This window comes from Rahnella rivi (genome assembly GCF_019049655.1).
Taxonomy (GTDB): Bacteria; Pseudomonadota; Gammaproteobacteria; order Enterobacterales; family Enterobacteriaceae; genus Rahnella; species Rahnella rivi.
In genome coordinates this window covers 63,407-81,331 of record NZ_JAFMOX010000050.1, presented here as the reverse complement: position 1 = coordinate 81,331, position 17,925 = coordinate 63,407, and the positions used below count along the sequence as shown (strand labels likewise).

The following is a 17,925-nucleotide window of genomic DNA, read 5'->3' as shown; positions in this document are numbered from 1 at the left end:
AACATTTTTGTTAATTAAGGATGATTCTCTGAACTGAGGGCAGTGCAATGTCGGATGCAGAATTTGTTGCCAGTTTTTCTGAAAAGCATGTGATCAATGGCGACCTTCTGCACGGCGAAGGCGCAACGCAAAACATTTTCAATCCTGCGACCGGTGAAGTGATTGCCGAGGTCGCCGAAACCTCTCTGGCACAAGTCGCTCTGGCGGTGAATGCCGCCAATGCCGCTTTCAGCCGCTGGTCACGCACCACGCCAGCCGAACGGGCCTCCGTGCTTTTACGTATCGCCGACGCCATCGAAAAACAGGCGCATTCGCTGGCACAGCTTGAAGCCATCAACTGCGGTAAACCGCTGCATCAGGCGCTGAAAGACGATTTGCCTGCCGCTGTCGATGTCTTTCGCTTCTTTGCCGGGGCAGTGCGTTGCCAGCAGGGGCAACTTTCCGGCGAATATCTGCCCGGCCACACCTCAATGGTGCGCCGCGACCCGCTGGGCGTGGTGGCCTCGATTGCCCCCTGGAATTACCCGCTGATGATGTCGGCGTGGAAAATTGCTCCCGCGCTGGCGGCGGGTAACACCGTGGTGTTTAAACCCTCTGAACATACTCCGCTGACCATTTTGGCCTTGCTGCCCGCGTTGCAGGAGATCCTGCCGCCGGGCGTGCTGAACGTCATTACCGGCAGCGGTGAAGGGGTCGGTAATGCGCTGGTCAGTCATCCGCATGTCCGTCTGATTTCACTGACCGGCGACATCGTCACCGGGCAGCGCATTTTGCAGGCGGCGGTGAAAACGGTGAAACGCACTCATCTTGAGCTGGGCGGCAAAGCGCCGGTGATCGTATGCAACGATGCCGACATTGATGACGTGGTGCAGGCGGTCAGCTGCTGGGGATATTACAACGCGGGGCAGGATTGTACTTCCGCCTGCCGCGTGTATGCGCAGGCCGGGATTTACGAACGGCTGGTGGAAAAGCTGGGCGAGGCGGTATCGCAACTCTCTTTCGCCAGAAAGAATGACAGCGAAAACTTTATGGGGCCGCTTATCAGCGCACGCCAGCGGGATCGCGTGTCGAGCTTTGTCGAACGGGCGCTGAGTCAGCCGCATATCGAGCGTATCACCGGCGCGGCGTCCCATTCCGGCCCCGGCTTCTATTACCAGCCCACGCTGCTGGCGGGATGTCTGCAAAGTGATGAAATCGTCCAGCGCGAAGTGTTCGGCCCGGTGGTCAGCGTCACCCGCTTCGACACCGTTCAGCAGGTCGTGGACTGGGCGAATGAATCAGAATACGGGCTGGCGTCCTCGGTCTGGACGCAAAATATCGATCTGGCGATGCAAATTTCCTCCCATCTGCAATACGGCACCACCTGGATTAACACGCACTTTTCTTTAGTCAGCGAAATGCCCCACGGCGGATTAAAACGCTCCGGGTATGGCAACGATCTCTCGAGTTATTCGTTACAGGATTACAGCGTAGTCAGGCACATCATGGCGAAGTTCAAACCACAATTCTAATAACAGACAAATACGACGACAGGACAGGGGTATCCAATGAAAACACTTATTTTCAATAAAGAACCATCTGGCAATAAAAAGTTATCTGCGGTTTGTTTAGGTCTGCTGAGTTTTCTTAATACGGCTGTGGCCGCAGACTTACCGACAGCGGTAGGAAAAGGCGAAGGGCAATTAAATATCGTCGCCTGGCCGGGATATATTGAACGCGGCGAAAGTGACAAGAATTACGACTGGGTGACGCAGTTTGAAAAACAAACCAGCTGTAAGGTCAATGTCAAAACCGCGGCGACGTCAGATGAAATGGTCAGCCTGATGGCGAAGGGGGGCTATGATCTGGTCACCGCCTCGGGAGATGCCTCACTGCGGCTGATTTACGGTAAACGCGTTCAGCCGATCAACCCGGCGCTGATTGCCAACTGGAAGAATCTCGACCCGCGCCTGCTGAAAGGCGAATGGTTTAACGTTGCCGGAAAAGTCTATGGCACGCCTTACCAGTGGGGGCCGAACCTGCTGATGTACAACACCAAAACCTTCCCCACTGCGCCTGACAGCTGGTCAGTGATTTTCGTGCCGCAAAATTTGCCTGACGGCAAACCCAATCAGGGACGCGTTCAGGCGTATGACGGCCCGATCGCCATTGCGGATGCCGCGCTTTACCTGAAAAGCACCCAGCCTGATCTGAAAATCGACGATCCGTATCAGCTCAACGAAACCCAGTACCAGGCCGTGCTGAAATTTCTGCGCGGTCAGCATCCGCTGATCCACCGCTACTGGCACGATGCATCGGTACAAATGAGTGATTTCAAAAACGAAGGCGTGGTCGCCAGCAGCTCGTGGCCGTATCAGGCCAATGCGCTGAAAGGCGAAAAACAACCGATCGCCACCGTCTTCCCGAAAGAGGGGGTCACCGGCTGGGCGGATACCACCATGCTGGCTGCCGACGCCGAACACCCGAACTGTGCCTATCAGTGGATGAACTGGTCGCTGGAGCCGAAAGTGCAGGGCGACGTTGCGGCATGGTTTGGTTCCGTGCCAAGCGTACCGGCCGGGTGTAAAGCCAGCCCGTTATTAGGGGCGGAAGGTTGCGAAACGAACGGCTTTAATAAATTCACCGCGATTTCATTCTGGAAAACACCTCAGTCCGAAGGCGGTAAATACGTGCCGTACAGCAAGTGGACTCAGGACTATATCGCCATCATGGGCGGCCGGTAATCCGCTGTCAGAGGTTGCGTTTAGCCCTTTTATTAAAAACCGAATCCGGGAGTCCGTTATGGCCGCCGTACAATTTATTAATGCTTCCCGATTATATGGGGAAACCAAAGCCGTCGATAATGTCTCAATTGACATTCAGGACGGTGAATTCTTTTCCATGCTCGGGCCTTCCGGCTCGGGCAAAACCACCTGCCTGCGTCTGATTGCCGGCTTTGAAACCCTGACCTCCGGCTCGGTGCGCATTCACGGCAAAGAAGCCTCGCAGCTCGCCCCCTATGAGCGGGACGTCAACACCGTGTTTCAGGATTACGCGCTGTTCCCGCACATGACCGTGCTGGAAAATGTCGCGTATGGCCTGATGGTGAAAGGCGTGGGGAAAAAGGAACGTCAAATCCGCGCGATGGAATCGCTGGAGCGGGTGGCGCTTGGCTTTACCGCTGCGCGCAAACCGGCGTTTTTGTCCGGCGGACAGCGTCAGCGCGTGGCGCTGGCCAGGGCGCTGGTGAATCAGCCCAGCGTGCTGCTGCTGGATGAACCCCTCGGCGCGCTGGATTTAAAATTACGAGAGCAGATGCAGGGTGAGCTGAAAAAGCTGCAACGCGAACTGGGCATCACCTTTATTTTTGTCACCCACGACCAGAGCGAAGCGCTGTCGATGTCTGACCGCGTGGCGGTGTTCAACAATGGCCGTATCGAACAGGTTGATACGCCGCGTGAGCTGTACCTCAATCCGCGTACCGCATTCGTTGCGCAGTTTGTCGGTACGGCGAACGTCCTGACCGCCGATCTCTCCTTCAAAATCACCGGTGTCTCCGGCAGCCGTTCTATTCGTCCGGAACACATCCGCCTTGCGCCGCAGCCGCTGGCAGACAGCCAGGCGGTGCAGGTTAACGCCATCCTCAAAGACATCCATTTTCAGGGCGCGGCGACACGCTACGAACTGGCACTGGAAGGCGGCGAGCGTCTGTTTGTCAGTGAGCCCAACAACCTGGCGGCCAGTGCGCAACACCACTTCCGGCAAGGTCAGCCGGTGGTGGCGTGTTGGGACAGAGATGCCATGGTCACGCTGCTTGAGGGCTAAAAGATGGATATCAGTATGACTCCTTATGAAAAGCGTGTGGGGCGTGGCCGCGCACTGGTGACTTATCTGCATCACAGGCCGGGATTTTATCTGGCGCTGCTGCTGGTGCCGCCGCTGCTGTGGTTTGGCGCGATCTATTTAGGTTCGCTGTTCGCGCTGTTGTGGCAGGGTTTCTATACCTTTGACGATTTCACCATGACCGTCTCCTCGACGCTGACGACGGCCAATATCCGCGCCCTGTTTGACCCGGTGAATGCTGACATTATTGTCCGCACGGTGACGATGGCGCTGCTGGTGTCTTTCTTCAGCGCGGTGCTGGCGTTTCCGATTGCCTATTACATGGCGCGTTATATCACCGGCAAAAAGAAAGCCTTCTTTTACATCGCCATCATGATGCCGATGTGGGCCAGTTATATCGTCAAAGCCTATGCGTGGACCCTGCTGCTCTCCAAAGGCGGCGTGCTGCAATGGTTCCTCGAACACCTCGGGCTGCAACCGCTGCTGACGGCCATGCTGAGCCTGCCGGGCATTGGCGGCAATACGCTGTCAACCTCAGGCATCGGGCGCTTCTGGGTGTTCGTCTATATCTGGCTGCCGTTTATGATCTTGCCGATTCAGGCCGCACTCGAACGTCTGCCGCCGTCGCTGATTCATGCTTCAGAAGATTTAGGTGCAAAACCCTGGCAGACGCTGCGCTACGTGATCTTCCCGCTGGCCGTACCGGGTATCGCCGCCGGTTCGATCTTCACGTTCTCGCTGACGCTGGGTGATTACATCATTCCGCAACTGGTGGGCCCGCCGGGGTATTACATCGGCAATATGGTCTACTCGCAGCAGGGTTCGATCGGCAATATGCCTATGGCCGCCGCGTTCACGCTGGTGCCTATCGTGCTGATTGCGTTGTATTTATCGATGGTCAAACGACTGGGAGCTTTCGATGCACTCTAAACGCGCACCCTGGTTACTCAAACTCTCCGCGTGGGGCGGACTGGTCTTTCTGCACTTCCCGCTGCTGATCATCGCGGTGTATGCCTTCAACACCGAAGATGCGGCGTTCAGCTTTCCGCCGAAAGGCTTCACGCTGCACTGGTTTGCCGTCGCGGCAGGGCGTCACGACATTCTTGACGCCATCTGGCTTTCGGTGCAAATCGCCTGTTGCGCCACGCTGATTGCCATGGTGCTCGGCACGCTGGCTGCCGCGGCGCTGTACCGGCGTGAATTTTATGGCAAAAACAGCATAACCCTGCTGTTTATGTTGCCGATTGCCCTGCCGGGGATCATCACCGGTCTGGCGCTGCTCAACGCTTTTCACGCGGCGCACATCGAGCCGGGCATGCTGACGATTGTCATCGGCCACGCGACGTTTTGCATGGTGATTGTTTATAACAACGTGATCGCCCGTTTTCGCCGTATCACGCACAGCCTGATCGAAGCCTCGATGGATTTAGGCGCAGACGGCTGGCAGACCTTCCGCTACATCATTTTGCCAAACCTCAGCACCGCGCTGCTGGCAGGCGGCATGCTGGCGTTCGCGCTCTCTTTCGATGAAATCATTGTCACCACGTTTACCTCCGGTCATGAACGCACGTTACCCATCTGGCTGCTTAACCAGCTGGGCAGGCCGCGCGAAGTGCCGGTGACCAACGTGGTGGCGCTGTGCCTGATGGTGCTCACCATGATCCCGATTCTGGGCGCGTGGTATCTCACAAGAAACGGGTCAGATGTGGCCGGTGACGGCAAATAATAAGGAATAACTGATGCAAACGAACATGCTGATTAACGGTGAACTGGTGGCCGGAGAAGGAACGTTACTGCCGGTTTTCAACCCGCATACCGGGCAGGAAATTGTCCGTCTGGCGCAGGCCAGTGAACAACAAACCCGTCAGACGGTCGATCTGGCGCACAGCGCTTTTACCGACTGGGGCCAGACAACGCCGAAAACCCGTGCGGAACTGCTGCTGGCGCTGGCAGACCGCATCGAAGAAAACGCCGAAGCGCTGGCCAAGCTGGAGTCGCTGAACTGCGGTAAGCCTTTTCATCTGGCGCTGAATGATGAAATTCCGGCGGTGGTTGACGTGTTCCGCTTCTTTGCCGGTGCCAGCCGTTGCCTGAGCGGATTAGCCGGCGGCGAATATCTCGCCGGGCATACGTCGATGATCCGCCGCGATCCGCTGGGCGTGGTGGCCTCCATCGCCCCCTGGAATTACCCGCTGATGATGGCCGCGTGGAAAATCGCTCCGGCGCTGGCGGCAGGCAACTGCGTGGTGATCAAACCTTCCGAAATCACCCCGCTGACCGCGCTGAAACTCGGCGAACTGGCGCGGGATATCTTTCCGGCTGGCGTGCTGAACGTGCTGTTTGGCGACGGTAAATCGGTCGGCAGCGCGCTGACCCATCACGATAAAGTGCGGATGATTTCGCTGACCGGTTCCGTTTCTACCGGCGAGAAAATTGTCGCTCAGGCGACCACCGGCATCAAACGCACGCATATGGAACTCGGCGGCAAAGCGCCGGTGATCGTTTTCGATGACGCTGATATCGAACAAGTGGTGGAAGGCGTGCGCACGTTCGGGTTCTACAACGCCGGACAGGATTGCACCGCCGCCTGCCGCATCTACGCGCAAAAAGGGGTGTATGCGCAGCTGGTGAAAGCGCTGGGCGAGGCCGTTTCCACCCTCAAACTGGGCACCGATGAAAGCAGCGAAATGGGCCCGCTGGTGTCAGCGGCGCATTTAGAGCGGGTGGAAGGCTTTGTGCAGCGGGCGAAAGACGTCGCGCATATTCAGGTCATCACCGGTGGCGAACGGGTGCGCGGCGAGGGGTATTATTTCCAGCCTACGGTGCTTGCCGGTGCGCGTCAGGAAGATGAAATTGTGCAACGCGAAGTGTTCGGTCCGGTGGTCAGCGTGACCGAGTTTGATACGGAAGAGCAAGTTCTGGCGTGGGCAAATGAATCCAACTACGGGCTGGCATCTTCCGTCTGGACGCAAAACATTGGTCGCGCCCACCGCCTGAGCGCGCGTCTGCAATACGGTTGCACCTGGGTGAATACCCACTTCATGCTGGTCAGTGAAATGCCGCACGGGGGACAAAAACAATCCGGCTACGGAAAGGATATGTCGATGTACGGGCTGGAAGATTACACGGCGATCCGGCATGTGATGATAAAACACTGAAAAGGGGATAACTGGCTGTAATAGTTAACTATTCTATTCCGGCCAGTTTCTTATGGGGCATCTGTGGGCATTGAAGTCGAGATTCTGATTGAGGAGGGCGATTTGGTCGCCATTTTGTTCAACCAGCCATTTCCCATAAACGCTGAATACCATCTGCGCATTTGTGTGCCCCATCTGGCTGGCAATGAAACTTGGGTTGGCTCCGGCACATAGCAAATGCTCTTTGTCGGATGAACCCCGGTCACGGATGAATTGAAGAAAAACGTGCAAATATCAGTTCGATGCTTTCCATACTCCCTTAGGTTCACAACACCCTCCTTTTGCTCCCGCATGCGTGTGAATTGCATCTGGCTTTTCAGCGCATTTATTGCCGGGTGTGAATAGACCCAGGTTTCGTAGACACTTTTTTGCCTCATAACGGAGGCTTAATGAAGGAGTGTTTATGTCAGCCAAAACGTTCCCTGAGGTACTCACGCAGATGCTCAGGCTGTTCACGCTCGATGATCATCAGCGATGACCGGCTGGTTGTATCGCTCTTTGAAAGCAACGCCTCCCGCAGCTAATCCACGTTGATTTTGTCCATTTAGTCTTTGGGTAGGTCAGCAAGATTGTATGACATTACTTTGCCTCAGAATCAGCGATGATTTGACGAATTACCATCATGTTGCCGCCGTTCGTGTTGAACATAAATCCATTTGACAATCGAGAGGCTATGGTTGCTTTCTGTACAATCTGACCACCATAAGAAATTGTCATTGTTTTGCCAATGTTCATTGTGGTGATTTCAGACAAGGGTTGAGAGCACGGCGACATAATCTCTAAATAAACACCACTATTGACCGTTTCTTCATTTTCATTATTTTGAACTTGCTTGATGCAAGAGGCTGGAATGGTGAGGTGTTGACCCCTTACCTCCAAATCAAAATCTTTAAGAGAGGCGGAAGACAGGGCGGGTATAAGCATTAAAGCTAATGGTGAAATACGCATTGAGATTCCTTTCAAATTTATATGCATCGATTATAGCATCAGGCTTCCGTGCCATAAGGGCTAAGATTCTTTGCGACAATAAATGGCTATGGGGTTGCTGATCCGGTCCTGATGCCGTGCTTAATATACAAACCCCTTGCCGATCAGCGGTATAACAGAAGTGTCTCCGACCGGACTTTCTTCAGCATGTTACTCATGCTTATGCTGTATGCATAATCAGTATTTTGTGGGGTGGCTTATGGGTGGCAAAGATTTGGGATTTGATGTTGTGTTGCGCGGACAGACTCGCAATCACATCATGCCGGGTACATACATGTTCTTCCAACGGCTAAAGGTGCACGGCGGATGATTCTGGCTGGGTCAGGCATACGATGACTGGTTTGGGTTTGTGATGCCGCCGCCCGGACAGGGAATGTATCACCCGCCGGAGGCGCTGATTCTAAAGTCGTTACTTTTCAACTAGTATGGCTCGCACAAAAAACTTTCCTCAGGGACGACCATGTTACGCACGGCACTCATCGTATTTTTAAGCGCCTTTTCAGTTTCTCTTTTTGCCCAGGATAACGAGGGTCTGCGTTTTACTCATAAAGACTGGTCGCTGGTGTGTGAGAATGTGCATCTCTGTCATGCCACGGGAAGGATGAAAGGGAGCAGCACGGCGTCCGTTATGCTCACGCGAAAAACAGACGCCGCCGGGCAGGCGAGCGTCAGCCTGATTTTTTCCGACACTCACCCCTCAGACAATTCCCCGCAGCTGATTCTCGGCGGTCAGGCTGCCGGTATCTTAACCCGCGAAGAGAACGGGCAGTTTGCCTTCACCGCATCACAGGTCAGTGGTGCGTTACAGGCGCTTCTTCACGATAAGCAGATTCAGATTGCGCAGCCGGATCAGGCTGCTGATCTCTCAGGTGAAGGGGTTAACGCCGTCTTGCTTAAAATGGATGACTTCCAGGGGCTGCTGGATACGCCAGCCGCCTTTGTGCAAAGAGCCGACGCCACATCAAAACCGGATGACGACAGTGCCGCGCAGGATGAATTATTCGCCGCGCTGCAAAAGGAAAAAAACCAGAACAATCAGATGCCTGTCGAAACGCTGATGAGTCGTTACGCCAGTCCGGAAACGCAGGTGACCCGGTTTGATATCACCTACGAGGGGGAGGAAAAGAACAAGCTGCCAAAGAAAAAGCCCTCAGCGGATATCACAGATGACGAATGGCAGGCATTTCAGAAATCTAACGTGGTCGTCTTTACAGAAAACCAAACGGCCAGTTATACGCTGGTGGATCTCGACGGGGATGGTAAACGGGATCTCATTATTGATGCCTATATCGGGGGCACCGGCATATTCACCTATACCGGGATATTGAAAAGAGGAAAGGGCACCTTTTATTCAACCGTGAAGGCAGATCCGGATGCTTCGGTGCCCGGTTATTTGTATTCAACCAACGCACGCGGCGCAAATCAGGCGGGCTACTGGGTCAGACTCAATAAGCAGATTTATCTCGCCTACCGGGTCAGCTATTTCGGCGTGGATAATATTTACCTGCTTCGCCCCTTCAGCCACAACGCCAGCGTGGCAAAAATAACGGTCACATACCGCTATGCGCTGTCGGTTACCTCCCCGGATCCGCGGGATAAAGAAACGCCCTGGCTGACGTTATCGGATAAACAAAAAGTCAGCGTCGGGAAAAGTTTAGCCGCTTTGCAGGCGCATCAGCCCAATGCAGGAAGTCCTGCTTCGCCAGCCGTTTCGGTCTGTCCGGTGCCGCCGTCTCTGAGTCAAAATGAAGCCGGGTTTTATGGCCGTTCACCTGTGCCGGGCTATGAAGTACAGGCTATCGGCGATATTCCGGTGTGGATCGATGAGCAGTGTTATGTCGGCGGCGTGTACAGCCATTTTGGCGACTACTCACCGAAAGAGGGCGTAGACATCATGCTTTATGTGTATTCGCCGCAGCAGGATGGGGAGTTGAAAGGGGATATTTCAGTTTTCGGTAAACGGGAAGTCGTTGCGATCGAACGCGCCCGTGGTGTGGTGCAAGGGGATAACGGCAGGTAGGGAAACGAGGTGTTGATGAAGCAGGGAGTGGGCCGCCCCCTGCTGAAGCATCATCAGAGAGAGTTATTCTGCCGTGGCTGAGGCGATCTTTTTGCGGGCAATATCGATAAACAAAATGCTGGAAGCAAAAGAGATCCCCGAACCAATTATCATTGAAAGAAGATATGAGGTGACGTAATTATATTCTTTGTCTATCAATGTGAGTTGCTCTGAAATTAAATCAATATTGTCAATGGCATATCCCCTGGCTGAATAGAGGCCAAACCATAATGCGCCGCAGACAATAAAGCAGGTGTAACAGACATAAGTGAATTTCTTGTCGATATATTCAAGGTAAAACTTAGGGTCGGAGTAAGCCATCTTAAGAAGACCTAAAAAACAGCCCAGATAAATACCGATCAACCACTTCATGACGTCCCAGTTCATACGTATCTCTGAATGTTGCCGCGCTTGGCGACGAATAATAAAAAGAAACCCTGTTCTGAACCGCTTTGGCCGCGAGAAAAACAGAGTCATTAAACGTTAATGGTATGATTTTACAGAGTATTTAAAGAATTGACGCGCGGTATTATCACACGGACGTCAACACTCTGGCAAGAATGTTCAGGCGAGAATTCTGGCAGGGATCACCGGGGAAATAAGGGCTGGCGACGCGTGCGCCAGCGTTATCCGTCTTACATTTTCTTCGCCAGCAAGGTGGCAAAGCGAAGCTTGTAGCGGTCACCGTTTTCGTCACGTTTATGCAATTCGCCAATATCCTCGTTGTATTTCACGATTTCCCAGCCACGATAAGCGTGGCGCAATTCATCGGGCTTAAAGGTAAACGGGAAGGGCAGCGGACAAGGATAATCCGGGCTGTCCATCGCGGCGACAATCAGGTTGTAGCCGCCGGTTTTGGTGGCCGCGTGCATGTCTTCGAGAATGTGCGGGATGCTGTCGCGTTGCAAAAACATCATGACCACGGTGGAAAAGATGAAATCGTATTCGCCGCTGAAACGGTGCGTGTTCAGATCCTGTTCGCTGATGGCGATATTGCGCAGAGATTCCGCCGCAATAATGTCATTCACTTTCGCCACGCTCATGGCGTTGTTGTCCCATCCCGTCACATCAAAGCCTTTCAGGTTGAGATACAACGAGTTGCGCCCGCTGCCACAGCCCAGATCCAACGCTTTGCCCGGCTGAACATAACCGGCTGCATGAATGATTTCTGAATGGGTGCGGGTAAGGCCGTATTTTTCGGTGTAGTAATCTTCTGGCGCAGGTTGCTGGGTCATGCCCTGTGTTCCTTAAAGTGAGATCGATTGCCAGCGATTATCCTCCAAAATCTCCCCCGCGCCATGACTCTTAATGGTCAGCGCAACGTGCGCCGGTCGGTTTGCCGGTAAAGATAACTGCCCGTGCCGTGCAGAGGGTCGCCCTCAAAACCGACTTTTTGCATCCCGATTTTTTCCAGAACGCGCTGGGAAGCCAGATGGTTTTCGCGCACGGTGGCGGAGATCCGCGGTATTCCCAGTTTCTCAAAACCCGTATTGAGCGCCACGCTGGCAAACTCGGTCGCCAGCCCTTTTCCCCACGCCGTAGTGGCGAAGCGGTAGCCGAGAAACACCCGGTGATTTTCGTAGCCTTCACGGACTCCCAGCCCGCCAAACCCGATGACCTCATCGGGTTTATGGTTCAGCGTAATCGCCCAGTGGCCGAAGCCGTGCTCCGGCCATTCGCGTAACCAGCCGCTCAGTTTTTCCTGTGCCGCCGCCCTGTCCGGCAGCGGGCCGCGCGGGTTGAACAGATTGGTCTGCGGATCGCCGTAAATGGCAAAGAGGGAATACAGGTCAGCGTCTGCAACCGGACGCAGCAATAACCGCGATGTCTCAATGATCATAGTGACGTTTTTCCTCCTGTGAGATGACTTCAAGCTTAGCCGCACCGGGGCGCGTCGTCATCCGGCGCTGAAAAAATCACCCCGCCGGTCTGCGCAGGGATCTGCCGCACACTTTGGCGCGTGAGGAGCGTTCAGGGCTGCGGTGTTATTTTCCATCGTCAGTTATTTGCCCAAAATGTGAAGGGAGTCATAAGCAATGGTCAAGGAGAGACAATTTTTAACTTCTCAGAATTATCACCCGCTAAAGTGATGCCGTATACTCGACTCAAGCAGAGACAATTCGTATTACATCTTTTTTCGTTTAAATGCCCATTTGGCAGCAATGCAGGAACGCTTGTCTGGCCTGCAATCATAACTGGATATGAGGGTTTCATTATGGAAAAGAAAGTCATCTATTTGTTTTGCTCGGCAGGCATGTCCACTTCATTGCTGGTGACTAAAATGAAAGTGCAGGCCGAAAAATACGAAGTGCCGGTCATTATTGAAGCATTCCCGGAAACACTGGCCGCTGAAAAAGGGCATGCGGCGGATGTGGTACTTCTGGGGCCGCAGATTGCTTATATGTTGCCTGAGATTCAAAAAGTATTACCGGGTAAACCGGTTGAAGTGATCGATTCTGTGCTTTACGGCAAAATCGATGGTTTAGGTGTTTTGAAAGCCGCCGTTGCTGCCATCAAAAAAGCCGCCGCCACTCAGTAAGCGTAAATTTTTAGCGATACCTTGTCCTTTTTTACATTGAATTACTTTAGTCAAAGAGAAATCCAGTCAAAGAGCGAATTTCATACCCTGGCCGCCGAAGGGCGGCATTAAAGGAACACGCGAATGAGTAAAGTTATTGATTCCCTGGAGAAGATACTTCTTCCTTTTGCCGTTAAAATTGGTAAGCAGCCGCATATTAATGCCATCAAAAATGGTTTTATTAAATTAATGCCGCTGACCCTTGCCGGTGCCATGTTCGTTTTAATTAATAACGTTTTCCTGAATTTTGGTGCCGGTTCTTTCTTCTATTCCTTAGGCGTGCGTTTAGACCCCTCCACGATTGAAACCCTGAGTGGTTTAAAAACCATCGGTATTAATGTCTACAACGGTACGCTGGGTATTATGTCGCTGATGGCGCCGTTCTTTATCGGCATGGCTTTAGCCGAAGAACGCAAAGTGGATTCCCTGTCCGCGGGGTTATTAGCCGTTGCCGCCTTTATGACCGTCACACCTTACAGCGTAGGTGAAGCCTATGCGGTAGGCGCGAACTGGTTAGGCGGTGCGAACATTATTTCCGGTATGTTGATTGGATTAGTGGTCGCCGAAATGTTTACGTTTATTATCCGCAGAAATTGGGTGATTACTTTACCCGCAAGCGTGCCGACCTCTGTCGCCCGCTCATTCTCTGCATTAATTCCCGGCTTTATCATTCTGTTTATTTTCGGTGTGATTTCCTGGCTGCTGGGATTATACGGCCACAACTTCCACCAGATTATTATGGATTCCATCTCCAAACCGCTGGCCTCTATGGGCAGCGTGGTGGGCTGGGCATACGTGATCTTCAACTCCCTGCTGTGGTTCTTTGGTGTCCACGGTTCTCTTGCGCTGACCGCGCTGGACAACGGCATCATGACCCCGTGGGCGCTGGAAAATATCGCGCTGTACACCGAATACGGTTCAGTGAGTGCTGCCATTGACGCGGGTAAAACGTTCCACTTCTGGGCGAAACCGATGCTCGATTCCTACATCCTGCTGGGCGGTTCCGGTGCGACGTTAGGTCTGATTATCGCCATTTTCATTGCCTCACGCCGCGCGGATCACCGCCAGGTGGCAAAACTGGCGCTGCCGTCAGGCATCTTCCAGATTAACGAGCCTATCCTGTTTGGTTTACCGATCATCATGAACCCGGTCATGTTTATTCCGTTCGTGCTGGTGCAACCTATTCTGGCGGCCATCACGCTCGCGGCTTACTCCATGGGCATTATTCCGCCGGTGACTAACCTGGCGCCCTGGACCATGCCGACCGGCCTTGGCGCTTTCTTTAACAGTAATGGCAGCATCGCGGCATTGTTAGTGGCCTTGTTTAACCTGGCGGTCGCCACGCTGGTTTACATGCCTTTCGTTATCCTGTCGAACAAAGCGCAGGAGATTATTGAAGAAGAAGAAAGCGAAGAAGATATCGCTGCCGCACTGAAATTCTAATCTGACCCGCAGAGGGCGGGCGCGTCCTTCCCTCTGCCCACTGGCTATCAAGGAGAGATTAAGATGATTGATTTAGACAGCATCGCGGATACGCAAGACGAGATGCAGGAACTCGAAGAAGTGGTCATGGGGTTAATTATTAACTCCGGACAAGCGCGCAGCCTGGCTTACGGTGCGCTGAAAAAAGCCAAAGAAGGCGATTTTGAGCAAGCCAAAGCGTTAATGGATCAGTCACGTTTATCGCTCAATGAAGCGCATCTGGTGCAGACGAAGCTGATTGAAGACGATATGGGCGAAGGCAAAATGAAAGTCAGCCTGATCCTGGTTCACGCGCAGGATCACCTGATGACCTCGATGCTGGCCCGCGAGTTAATCACGGAACTCATTGAGCTTCACGAGAAAATAAAATAACGTAGGGAGTGATAATGCAGCCACCGGTATTGAGCATGGAAATCAAGACAGCACGCGAAAATCAACTCTTCGACGGTCAGAATTTCCATATGTTTATCTACAACAAAGTAGAAAGCATTTCCGGGTTGCATGAACATGATTACTACGAATTTACGGTGGTATTGACGGGCCGGTATTACCAGAGTGTGAATGGCAAACGGGTGCTGTTAGAGCGCGGCGATTTTGTCTTCATTCCGCTGGGTTCGAATCATCAGAGCTTTTATGAATTTGGCGCGACCCGAATATTAAATGTCGGGATCAGCAAAGCTTTTTTCGAACAACACTACGCCTCATTATTACCGGCACATTTTATTGCCTCACAAGTGTACAAAATTAAAACTGAATTTCTGACTTATATTGAATCGGTGGTGGCTTCGCTCAATTTCCGCAACGGGGAATTTAATGAATTTCTGGAGATGGTGACGTTTTATATCGTGAACCGGTTACGTCACCACAGAGAATCAGAAGCCACAACGGATGCGCCAGCCTGGTTAAAGGTGGCGGTTGAGAGAATGCATGATAAAACGCAGTTCGGTGATAAAGCCTTATCGAACATGGTGGCATTATCCGGTAAGTCGCAGGAATATCTGACCCGCGCCACGCAGCGTCATTATGGAATGACGCCGATGCAGATTATCAATGAAATCCGAATTGATTTCGCGAAAAAGCAACTTGAAATTACCAATTACTCGGTCACGGATATTGCCTTTGAATCCGGATATAGCAGCCCGAGTATGTTTATCAAGAACTTTAAAAAGCTGACATCATTTACACCGAATCATTATCGAAAGAAATTGTGCAGTATTAATTAACGCTCAGGTTTATTTTATATTTCTGTTTAAATTTGCAGTGCAATCACTTGCACGGGAGTCCCTATGAGCAAAAAACTGAAAGTCGTCACCATTGGTGGCGGGAGCAGCTATACCCCGGAATTACTTGAAGGCTTTATTAAACGTTACGACGAATTACCGATTTCTGAATTATGGCTGGTGGATGTCGAGGCCGGAAAAGAGAAGCAGGATATTATTTTTGATCTCTGTGTGCGCATGGTGAAACGCGCCGGTGTGCCGATTGCGATCCACAAAACCCTCAACCGCCGTGAAGCGCTGGAAAATGCGGATTTCGTTACCACGCAATTGCGTGTCGGTCAGTTAAAGGCGCGCGAGCTTGATGAGCGTATCCCGCTGAGCCATGGGTATCTGGGGCAGGAAACTAACGGCGCAGGCGGTTTATTCAAAGGCCTGCGCACCATCCCGGTCATTTTCGACATCATCAAAGACGTCGAAGAGATTTGCCCGAACGCCTGGGTCATTAACTTCACCAACCCGGCGGGAATGGTCACGGAAGCCGTCTTCCGTCACACTCAGTTCAAGAAATTCATTGGCGTGTGCAATATTCCTGTCGGCATGAAAATGTTCATTCAGGATGTGCTGAAACTGACTCCACAGGACGCGTTGTCTATCGATCTTTTCGGCCTGAACCATATGGTGTTTATCAAAGATGTGATTGTTAACGGTGAATCACGCTTTGCTGAACTGCTCGACGGCGTAGCCTCCGGCACGCTTACCGCCGGCTCGGTGAAAAACATCTTTGATTTACCTTTCAGCGAAGGCCTGATCCGCTCGCTCAACCTGCTGCCGTGCTCTTACCTGCTGTATTACTTCAAGCAGAAAGAGATGCTGGCGATTGAAATGGGTGAATTCTACAAAGGCGGGGCGCGCGCATCCGTGGTGCAAAAAGTTGAGAAGCAGTTGTTCGATCTCTATAAAGATCCTGAGCTGAGCGTCAAACCTAAAGAGCTGGAGTTGCGGGGCGGGGCGTACTATTCCGATGCGGCCTGCGAAGTGATCAGCGCGATTTATAACGATAAGCAAACCGAGCAGTACGTCAATTTCCCGCACAACGGGCACATTGATAATATTCCGGCGGAGTGGGCAATCGAAATGACCTGCACCATCGGGCGCGACGGCGCGACACCGCATCCGCGTCTGACGCATTTCGACGATAAAGTCCTCGGGCTGATCCACACCATTAAAGGCTTTGAAATCGCGGCCAGCGAAGCGGCACTGAGCGGCAAATTTAATGATGTGCTGCTGGCGCTGAACCTCAGCCCGCTGATCCATTCAGATAAAGATGCCGAAGTGCTGGCGCGGGAAATGTTGCTGGCGCATGAGGCGCTGCTGCCAAACTTTGCAGAAACGATTGCCGCACTGAAATAACCCGCCTCCTTCCCGGTGCGGGAAGGCGATGCAAAAGGGAAAATCATGGATAAATTACTGATTGTGAATGCCGATGATTTCGGACTTTGCAAGGCGCAAAACTACGGCATTATCGAGGCATGCAATAACGGCGTTGTGCGATCGACTACGGCGATGGTCACGATGGCGGCGGCGGAACATGCCGCCGTATTAAGCGCATCCCACCCGCAGCTTGCCGTCGGGATGCATTTTGTCCTGACGCTGGGAAAACCGCTTTCACCCATGCCAGGTTTGGTCCGAAACGGTGAACTAGGCAAATGGATCTGGGAAATGGCGGAGGCCGGAACGCTGCCGCTTCATGAAATCGCGCATGAACTGGAATGTCAGTTCGCGCGCTTTATCGACGTGTTTGGCAAAGCGCCGGTGCATATCGACAGCCATCATCACGTGCACATGTTCCCGCAGATTTTCCCGATAGTGGAGGCGTTTGCGAAACAGAAGGGCGTGCCGCTGCGCATTGACCGCGACGAAATCCGCAAAGCGGACATTCCTCTGCGCGGCGCGAAGAGTACAGACGGTTTCGACAGCACGTTTTACGGAGAGGCGATTTCAGAAGCGCTGTTTCTGCAAACGCTGGACAACGCCACACAGCGCGGCGACCGTTCCGTTGAGATCATGACGCACCCTTCGTTTATCGATAACACGCTTCTGGCCAGTAAATATTGTTACCCGAGGCTGGCAGAGCTGGATGTATTGACATCTGCGTCGCTTAAATCCGCGATTACTCAGCGCGGGTTCCGGCTGGGATCATTTAAGGATTTATAAGCCCTGTAAAAACACAAAGGCCGCCGCGGGCATATTGCTCACGGCGGCCTTTTTGCGGGTTAATCACGCGTGATTATTTATCCGCGTCTTTATAGACAGTGGCGATGGCTTCAAAGTTTGGGCCTTTCTGCCCTGCTGCAATGATATGGTAATACTTACCCCCTTTCTCATCCGCTAACTTGGAAAGCTCTTCGTGCAATTCACTTGGAGAACCTACCTGCCCGCCACTTTGCGACACGGTGACGTTGCCAATTTTTACCAGTTTGAAGTGAGTGACCTCTTCTTTAGAGACTTGGTCAGCTGCTAATGCACTGAATGAAAAGGCAGTGATAAGCAGAGAGGCAGCTAAAATGATTTTTTTCATTT

The 17,925-nt window shown here is 52.7% G+C and carries 18 protein-coding genes and 1 pseudogene; 13 read left to right on the top strand and 6 right to left on the bottom strand.

Going from position 1 to position 17,925, the window contains the following annotated elements:
* The first annotated feature begins 47 nt into the window (after positions 1–47).
* The 6 genes from J1779_RS06030 to J1779_RS06005 are packed head-to-tail and all read left to right on the top strand — an operon-like array spanning position 48 to position 6,980.
* Positions 48–1,511, top strand: coding sequence for a gamma-aminobutyraldehyde dehydrogenase (locus tag J1779_RS06030; protein WP_056779940.1), 1,464 nt, complete (start codon positions 48–50; stop codon positions 1,509–1,511).
* Positions 1,512–1,547: 36 nt separating this feature from the next.
* Entirely contained in the window at positions 1,548–2,723 is a 1,176-nt protein-coding gene (gene ydcS, locus J1779_RS06025) for a putative ABC transporter substrate-binding protein YdcS (RefSeq protein ID WP_217203126.1), read from the top strand.
* A gap of 58 nt (positions 2,724–2,781) precedes the next feature.
* Complete coding sequence (locus J1779_RS06020; protein ID WP_056779945.1) at positions 2,782–3,804, top strand: ABC transporter ATP-binding protein; 1,023 nt, start codon at positions 2,782–2,784, stop codon at positions 3,802–3,804.
* 15 nt (positions 3,805–3,819) lie between these two features.
* Positions 3,820–4,752 carry an ABC transporter permease gene (locus J1779_RS06015; RefSeq protein WP_390976467.1) on the top strand — a complete coding sequence of 311 codons (933 nt, stop codon included), beginning with the start codon at positions 3,820–3,822 and terminating at the stop codon, positions 4,750–4,752.
* Positions 4,742–5,548 carry an ABC transporter permease gene (locus tag J1779_RS06010; protein ID WP_217203125.1) on the top strand — a complete coding sequence of 269 codons (807 nt, stop codon included), beginning with the start codon at positions 4,742–4,744 and terminating at the stop codon, positions 5,546–5,548. Before J1779_RS06015 ends, J1779_RS06010 begins: the two co-directional genes overlap by 11 nt.
* A gap of 13 nt (positions 5,549–5,561) precedes the next feature.
* A complete protein-coding gene (locus J1779_RS06005; RefSeq protein WP_217203123.1) occupies positions 5,562–6,980 on the top strand; it encodes a gamma-aminobutyraldehyde dehydrogenase in 1,419 nt (472 codons plus the stop codon).
* A 445-nt stretch (positions 6,981–7,425) separates the two neighbouring features.
* Here J1779_RS06005 and J1779_RS25500 read toward each other — a convergent pair.
* Both J1779_RS25500 and J1779_RS06000 read right to left on the bottom strand, forming a co-directional pair.
* A pseudogene (locus J1779_RS25500) lies at positions 7,426–7,563 on the bottom strand (DNA polymerase III subunit theta).
* Positions 7,564–7,598: 35 nt separating this feature from the next.
* Entirely contained in the window at positions 7,599–7,967 is a 369-nt protein-coding gene (locus J1779_RS06000; protein WP_217203122.1) for a hypothetical protein, read from the bottom strand.
* A 499-nt stretch (positions 7,968–8,466) separates the two neighbouring features.
* On the opposite strand from J1779_RS06000, the gene J1779_RS05995 reads away from it, so the two are divergent.
* Positions 8,467–10,026: a DUF1176 domain-containing protein gene (locus J1779_RS05995; protein ID WP_217203120.1), complete on the top strand. Its 1,560-nt coding sequence runs from the start codon at positions 8,467–8,469 to the stop codon at positions 10,024–10,026.
* A 63-nt stretch (positions 10,027–10,089) separates the two neighbouring features.
* Here J1779_RS05995 and J1779_RS05990 read toward each other — a convergent pair whose 3' ends face one another.
* The 3 genes from J1779_RS05990 to J1779_RS05980 form a co-directional block, all read right to left on the bottom strand.
* Positions 10,090–10,452 carry a hypothetical protein gene (locus J1779_RS05990; protein WP_056779967.1) on the bottom strand — a complete coding sequence of 121 codons (363 nt, stop codon included), beginning with the start codon at positions 10,450–10,452 and terminating at the stop codon, positions 10,090–10,092.
* A 248-nt stretch (positions 10,453–10,700) separates the two neighbouring features.
* Positions 10,701–11,300, bottom strand: coding sequence for a tellurite resistance methyltransferase TehB (gene tehB, locus J1779_RS05985; protein ID WP_217203118.1), 600 nt, complete (start codon positions 11,298–11,300; stop codon positions 10,701–10,703).
* A 77-nt stretch (positions 11,301–11,377) separates the two neighbouring features.
* Positions 11,378–11,905, bottom strand: a complete 528-nt coding sequence (locus J1779_RS05980; RefSeq protein WP_217203116.1) for a GNAT family N-acetyltransferase — start codon at positions 11,903–11,905, stop codon at positions 11,378–11,380.
* Positions 11,906–12,280: 375 nt separating this feature from the next.
* On the opposite strand from J1779_RS05980, the gene J1779_RS05975 reads away from it, so the two are divergent.
* From J1779_RS05975 to chbG, 6 genes are all read left to right on the top strand, one after another.
* Positions 12,281–12,604 (top strand): PTS sugar transporter subunit IIB, encoded by a 324-nt coding sequence (locus tag J1779_RS05975; RefSeq protein ID WP_056779975.1) that lies wholly within the window; start codon positions 12,281–12,283, stop codon positions 12,602–12,604.
* A 123-nt stretch (positions 12,605–12,727) separates the two neighbouring features.
* Positions 12,728–14,086 (top strand): PTS N,N'-diacetylchitobiose transporter subunit IIC, encoded by a 1,359-nt coding sequence (gene chbC, locus J1779_RS05970; protein WP_217203114.1) that lies wholly within the window; start codon positions 12,728–12,730, stop codon positions 14,084–14,086.
* 63 nt (positions 14,087–14,149) lie between these two features.
* On the top strand, positions 14,150–14,497 hold the full coding sequence (chbA, locus tag J1779_RS05965; protein WP_056779981.1) for a PTS N,N'-diacetylchitobiose transporter subunit IIA: 348 nt from the start codon (positions 14,150–14,152) through the stop codon (positions 14,495–14,497).
* 14 nt (positions 14,498–14,511) lie between these two features.
* A complete protein-coding gene (chbR, locus tag J1779_RS05960) occupies positions 14,512–15,348 on the top strand; it encodes a transcriptional regulator ChbR (protein WP_136376121.1) in 837 nt (278 codons plus the stop codon).
* Positions 15,349–15,411: 63 nt separating this feature from the next.
* Positions 15,412–16,755, top strand: a complete 1,344-nt coding sequence (locus J1779_RS05955) for a 6-phospho-beta-glucosidase (protein WP_217203112.1) — start codon at positions 15,412–15,414, stop codon at positions 16,753–16,755.
* Positions 16,756–16,800: 45 nt separating this feature from the next.
* The gene (chbG, locus tag J1779_RS05950) at positions 16,801–17,559 is read left to right on the top strand and encodes a chitin disaccharide deacetylase (RefSeq protein WP_217203110.1); all 759 of its coding nucleotides are present in this window, start codon (positions 16,801–16,803) and stop codon (positions 17,557–17,559) included.
* A gap of 73 nt (positions 17,560–17,632) precedes the next feature.
* Here the strand turns inward: chbG and J1779_RS05945 are convergent, their stop codons facing one another.
* Positions 17,633–17,923, bottom strand: coding sequence for a YdgH/BhsA/McbA family protein (locus tag J1779_RS05945; RefSeq protein ID WP_056779995.1), 291 nt, complete (start codon positions 17,921–17,923; stop codon positions 17,633–17,635).
* Positions 17,924–17,925: the final 2 nt, after the last annotated feature.

What these genes read in the sequence shown, in the direction of transcription:
- J1779_RS06030 (WP_056779940.1), top strand. Translation starts at nt 48, where the DNA reads ATGTCGGATGCAGAATTTGTTGCCAGTTTTTCTGAAAAGCATGTGATC.
- chbG (WP_217203110.1), top strand. Translation starts at nt 16,801, where the DNA reads ATGGATAAATTACTGATTGTGAATGCCGATGATTTCGGACTTTGCAAG.
- ydcS (WP_217203126.1), top strand. Translation starts at nt 1,548, where the DNA reads ATGAAAACACTTATTTTCAATAAAGAACCATCTGGCAATAAAAAGTTA.
- J1779_RS05980 (WP_217203116.1), bottom strand. Translation starts at nt 11,905, where the DNA reads ATGATCATTGAGACATCGCGGTTATTGCTGCGTCCGGTTGCAGACGCT.
- J1779_RS06010 (WP_217203125.1), top strand. Translation starts at nt 4,742, where the DNA reads ATGCACTCTAAACGCGCACCCTGGTTACTCAAACTCTCCGCGTGGGGC.
- J1779_RS05995 (WP_217203120.1), top strand. Translation starts at nt 8,467, where the DNA reads ATGTTACGCACGGCACTCATCGTATTTTTAAGCGCCTTTTCAGTTTCT.
- J1779_RS05990 (WP_056779967.1), bottom strand. Translation starts at nt 10,452, where the DNA reads ATGAACTGGGACGTCATGAAGTGGTTGATCGGTATTTATCTGGGCTGT.
- tehB (WP_217203118.1), bottom strand. Translation starts at nt 11,300, where the DNA reads ATGACCCAGCAACCTGCGCCAGAAGATTACTACACCGAAAAATACGGC.
- chbR (WP_136376121.1), top strand. Translation starts at nt 14,512, where the DNA reads ATGCAGCCACCGGTATTGAGCATGGAAATCAAGACAGCACGCGAAAAT.
- J1779_RS06005 (WP_217203123.1), top strand. Translation starts at nt 5,562, where the DNA reads ATGCAAACGAACATGCTGATTAACGGTGAACTGGTGGCCGGAGAAGGA.
- J1779_RS06015 (WP_390976467.1), top strand. Translation starts at nt 3,820, where the DNA reads ATGACTCCTTATGAAAAGCGTGTGGGGCGTGGCCGCGCACTGGTGACT.
- chbC (WP_217203114.1), top strand. Translation starts at nt 12,728, where the DNA reads ATGAGTAAAGTTATTGATTCCCTGGAGAAGATACTTCTTCCTTTTGCC.
- J1779_RS05955 (WP_217203112.1), top strand. Translation starts at nt 15,412, where the DNA reads ATGAGCAAAAAACTGAAAGTCGTCACCATTGGTGGCGGGAGCAGCTAT.
- J1779_RS06000 (WP_217203122.1), bottom strand. Translation starts at nt 7,967, where the DNA reads ATGCGTATTTCACCATTAGCTTTAATGCTTATACCCGCCCTGTCTTCC.
- chbA (WP_056779981.1), top strand. Translation starts at nt 14,150, where the DNA reads ATGATTGATTTAGACAGCATCGCGGATACGCAAGACGAGATGCAGGAA.
- J1779_RS06020 (WP_056779945.1), top strand. Translation starts at nt 2,782, where the DNA reads ATGGCCGCCGTACAATTTATTAATGCTTCCCGATTATATGGGGAAACC.
- J1779_RS05975 (WP_056779975.1), top strand. Translation starts at nt 12,281, where the DNA reads ATGGAAAAGAAAGTCATCTATTTGTTTTGCTCGGCAGGCATGTCCACT.
- J1779_RS05945 (WP_056779995.1), bottom strand. Translation starts at nt 17,923, where the DNA reads ATGAAAAAAATCATTTTAGCTGCCTCTCTGCTTATCACTGCCTTTTCA.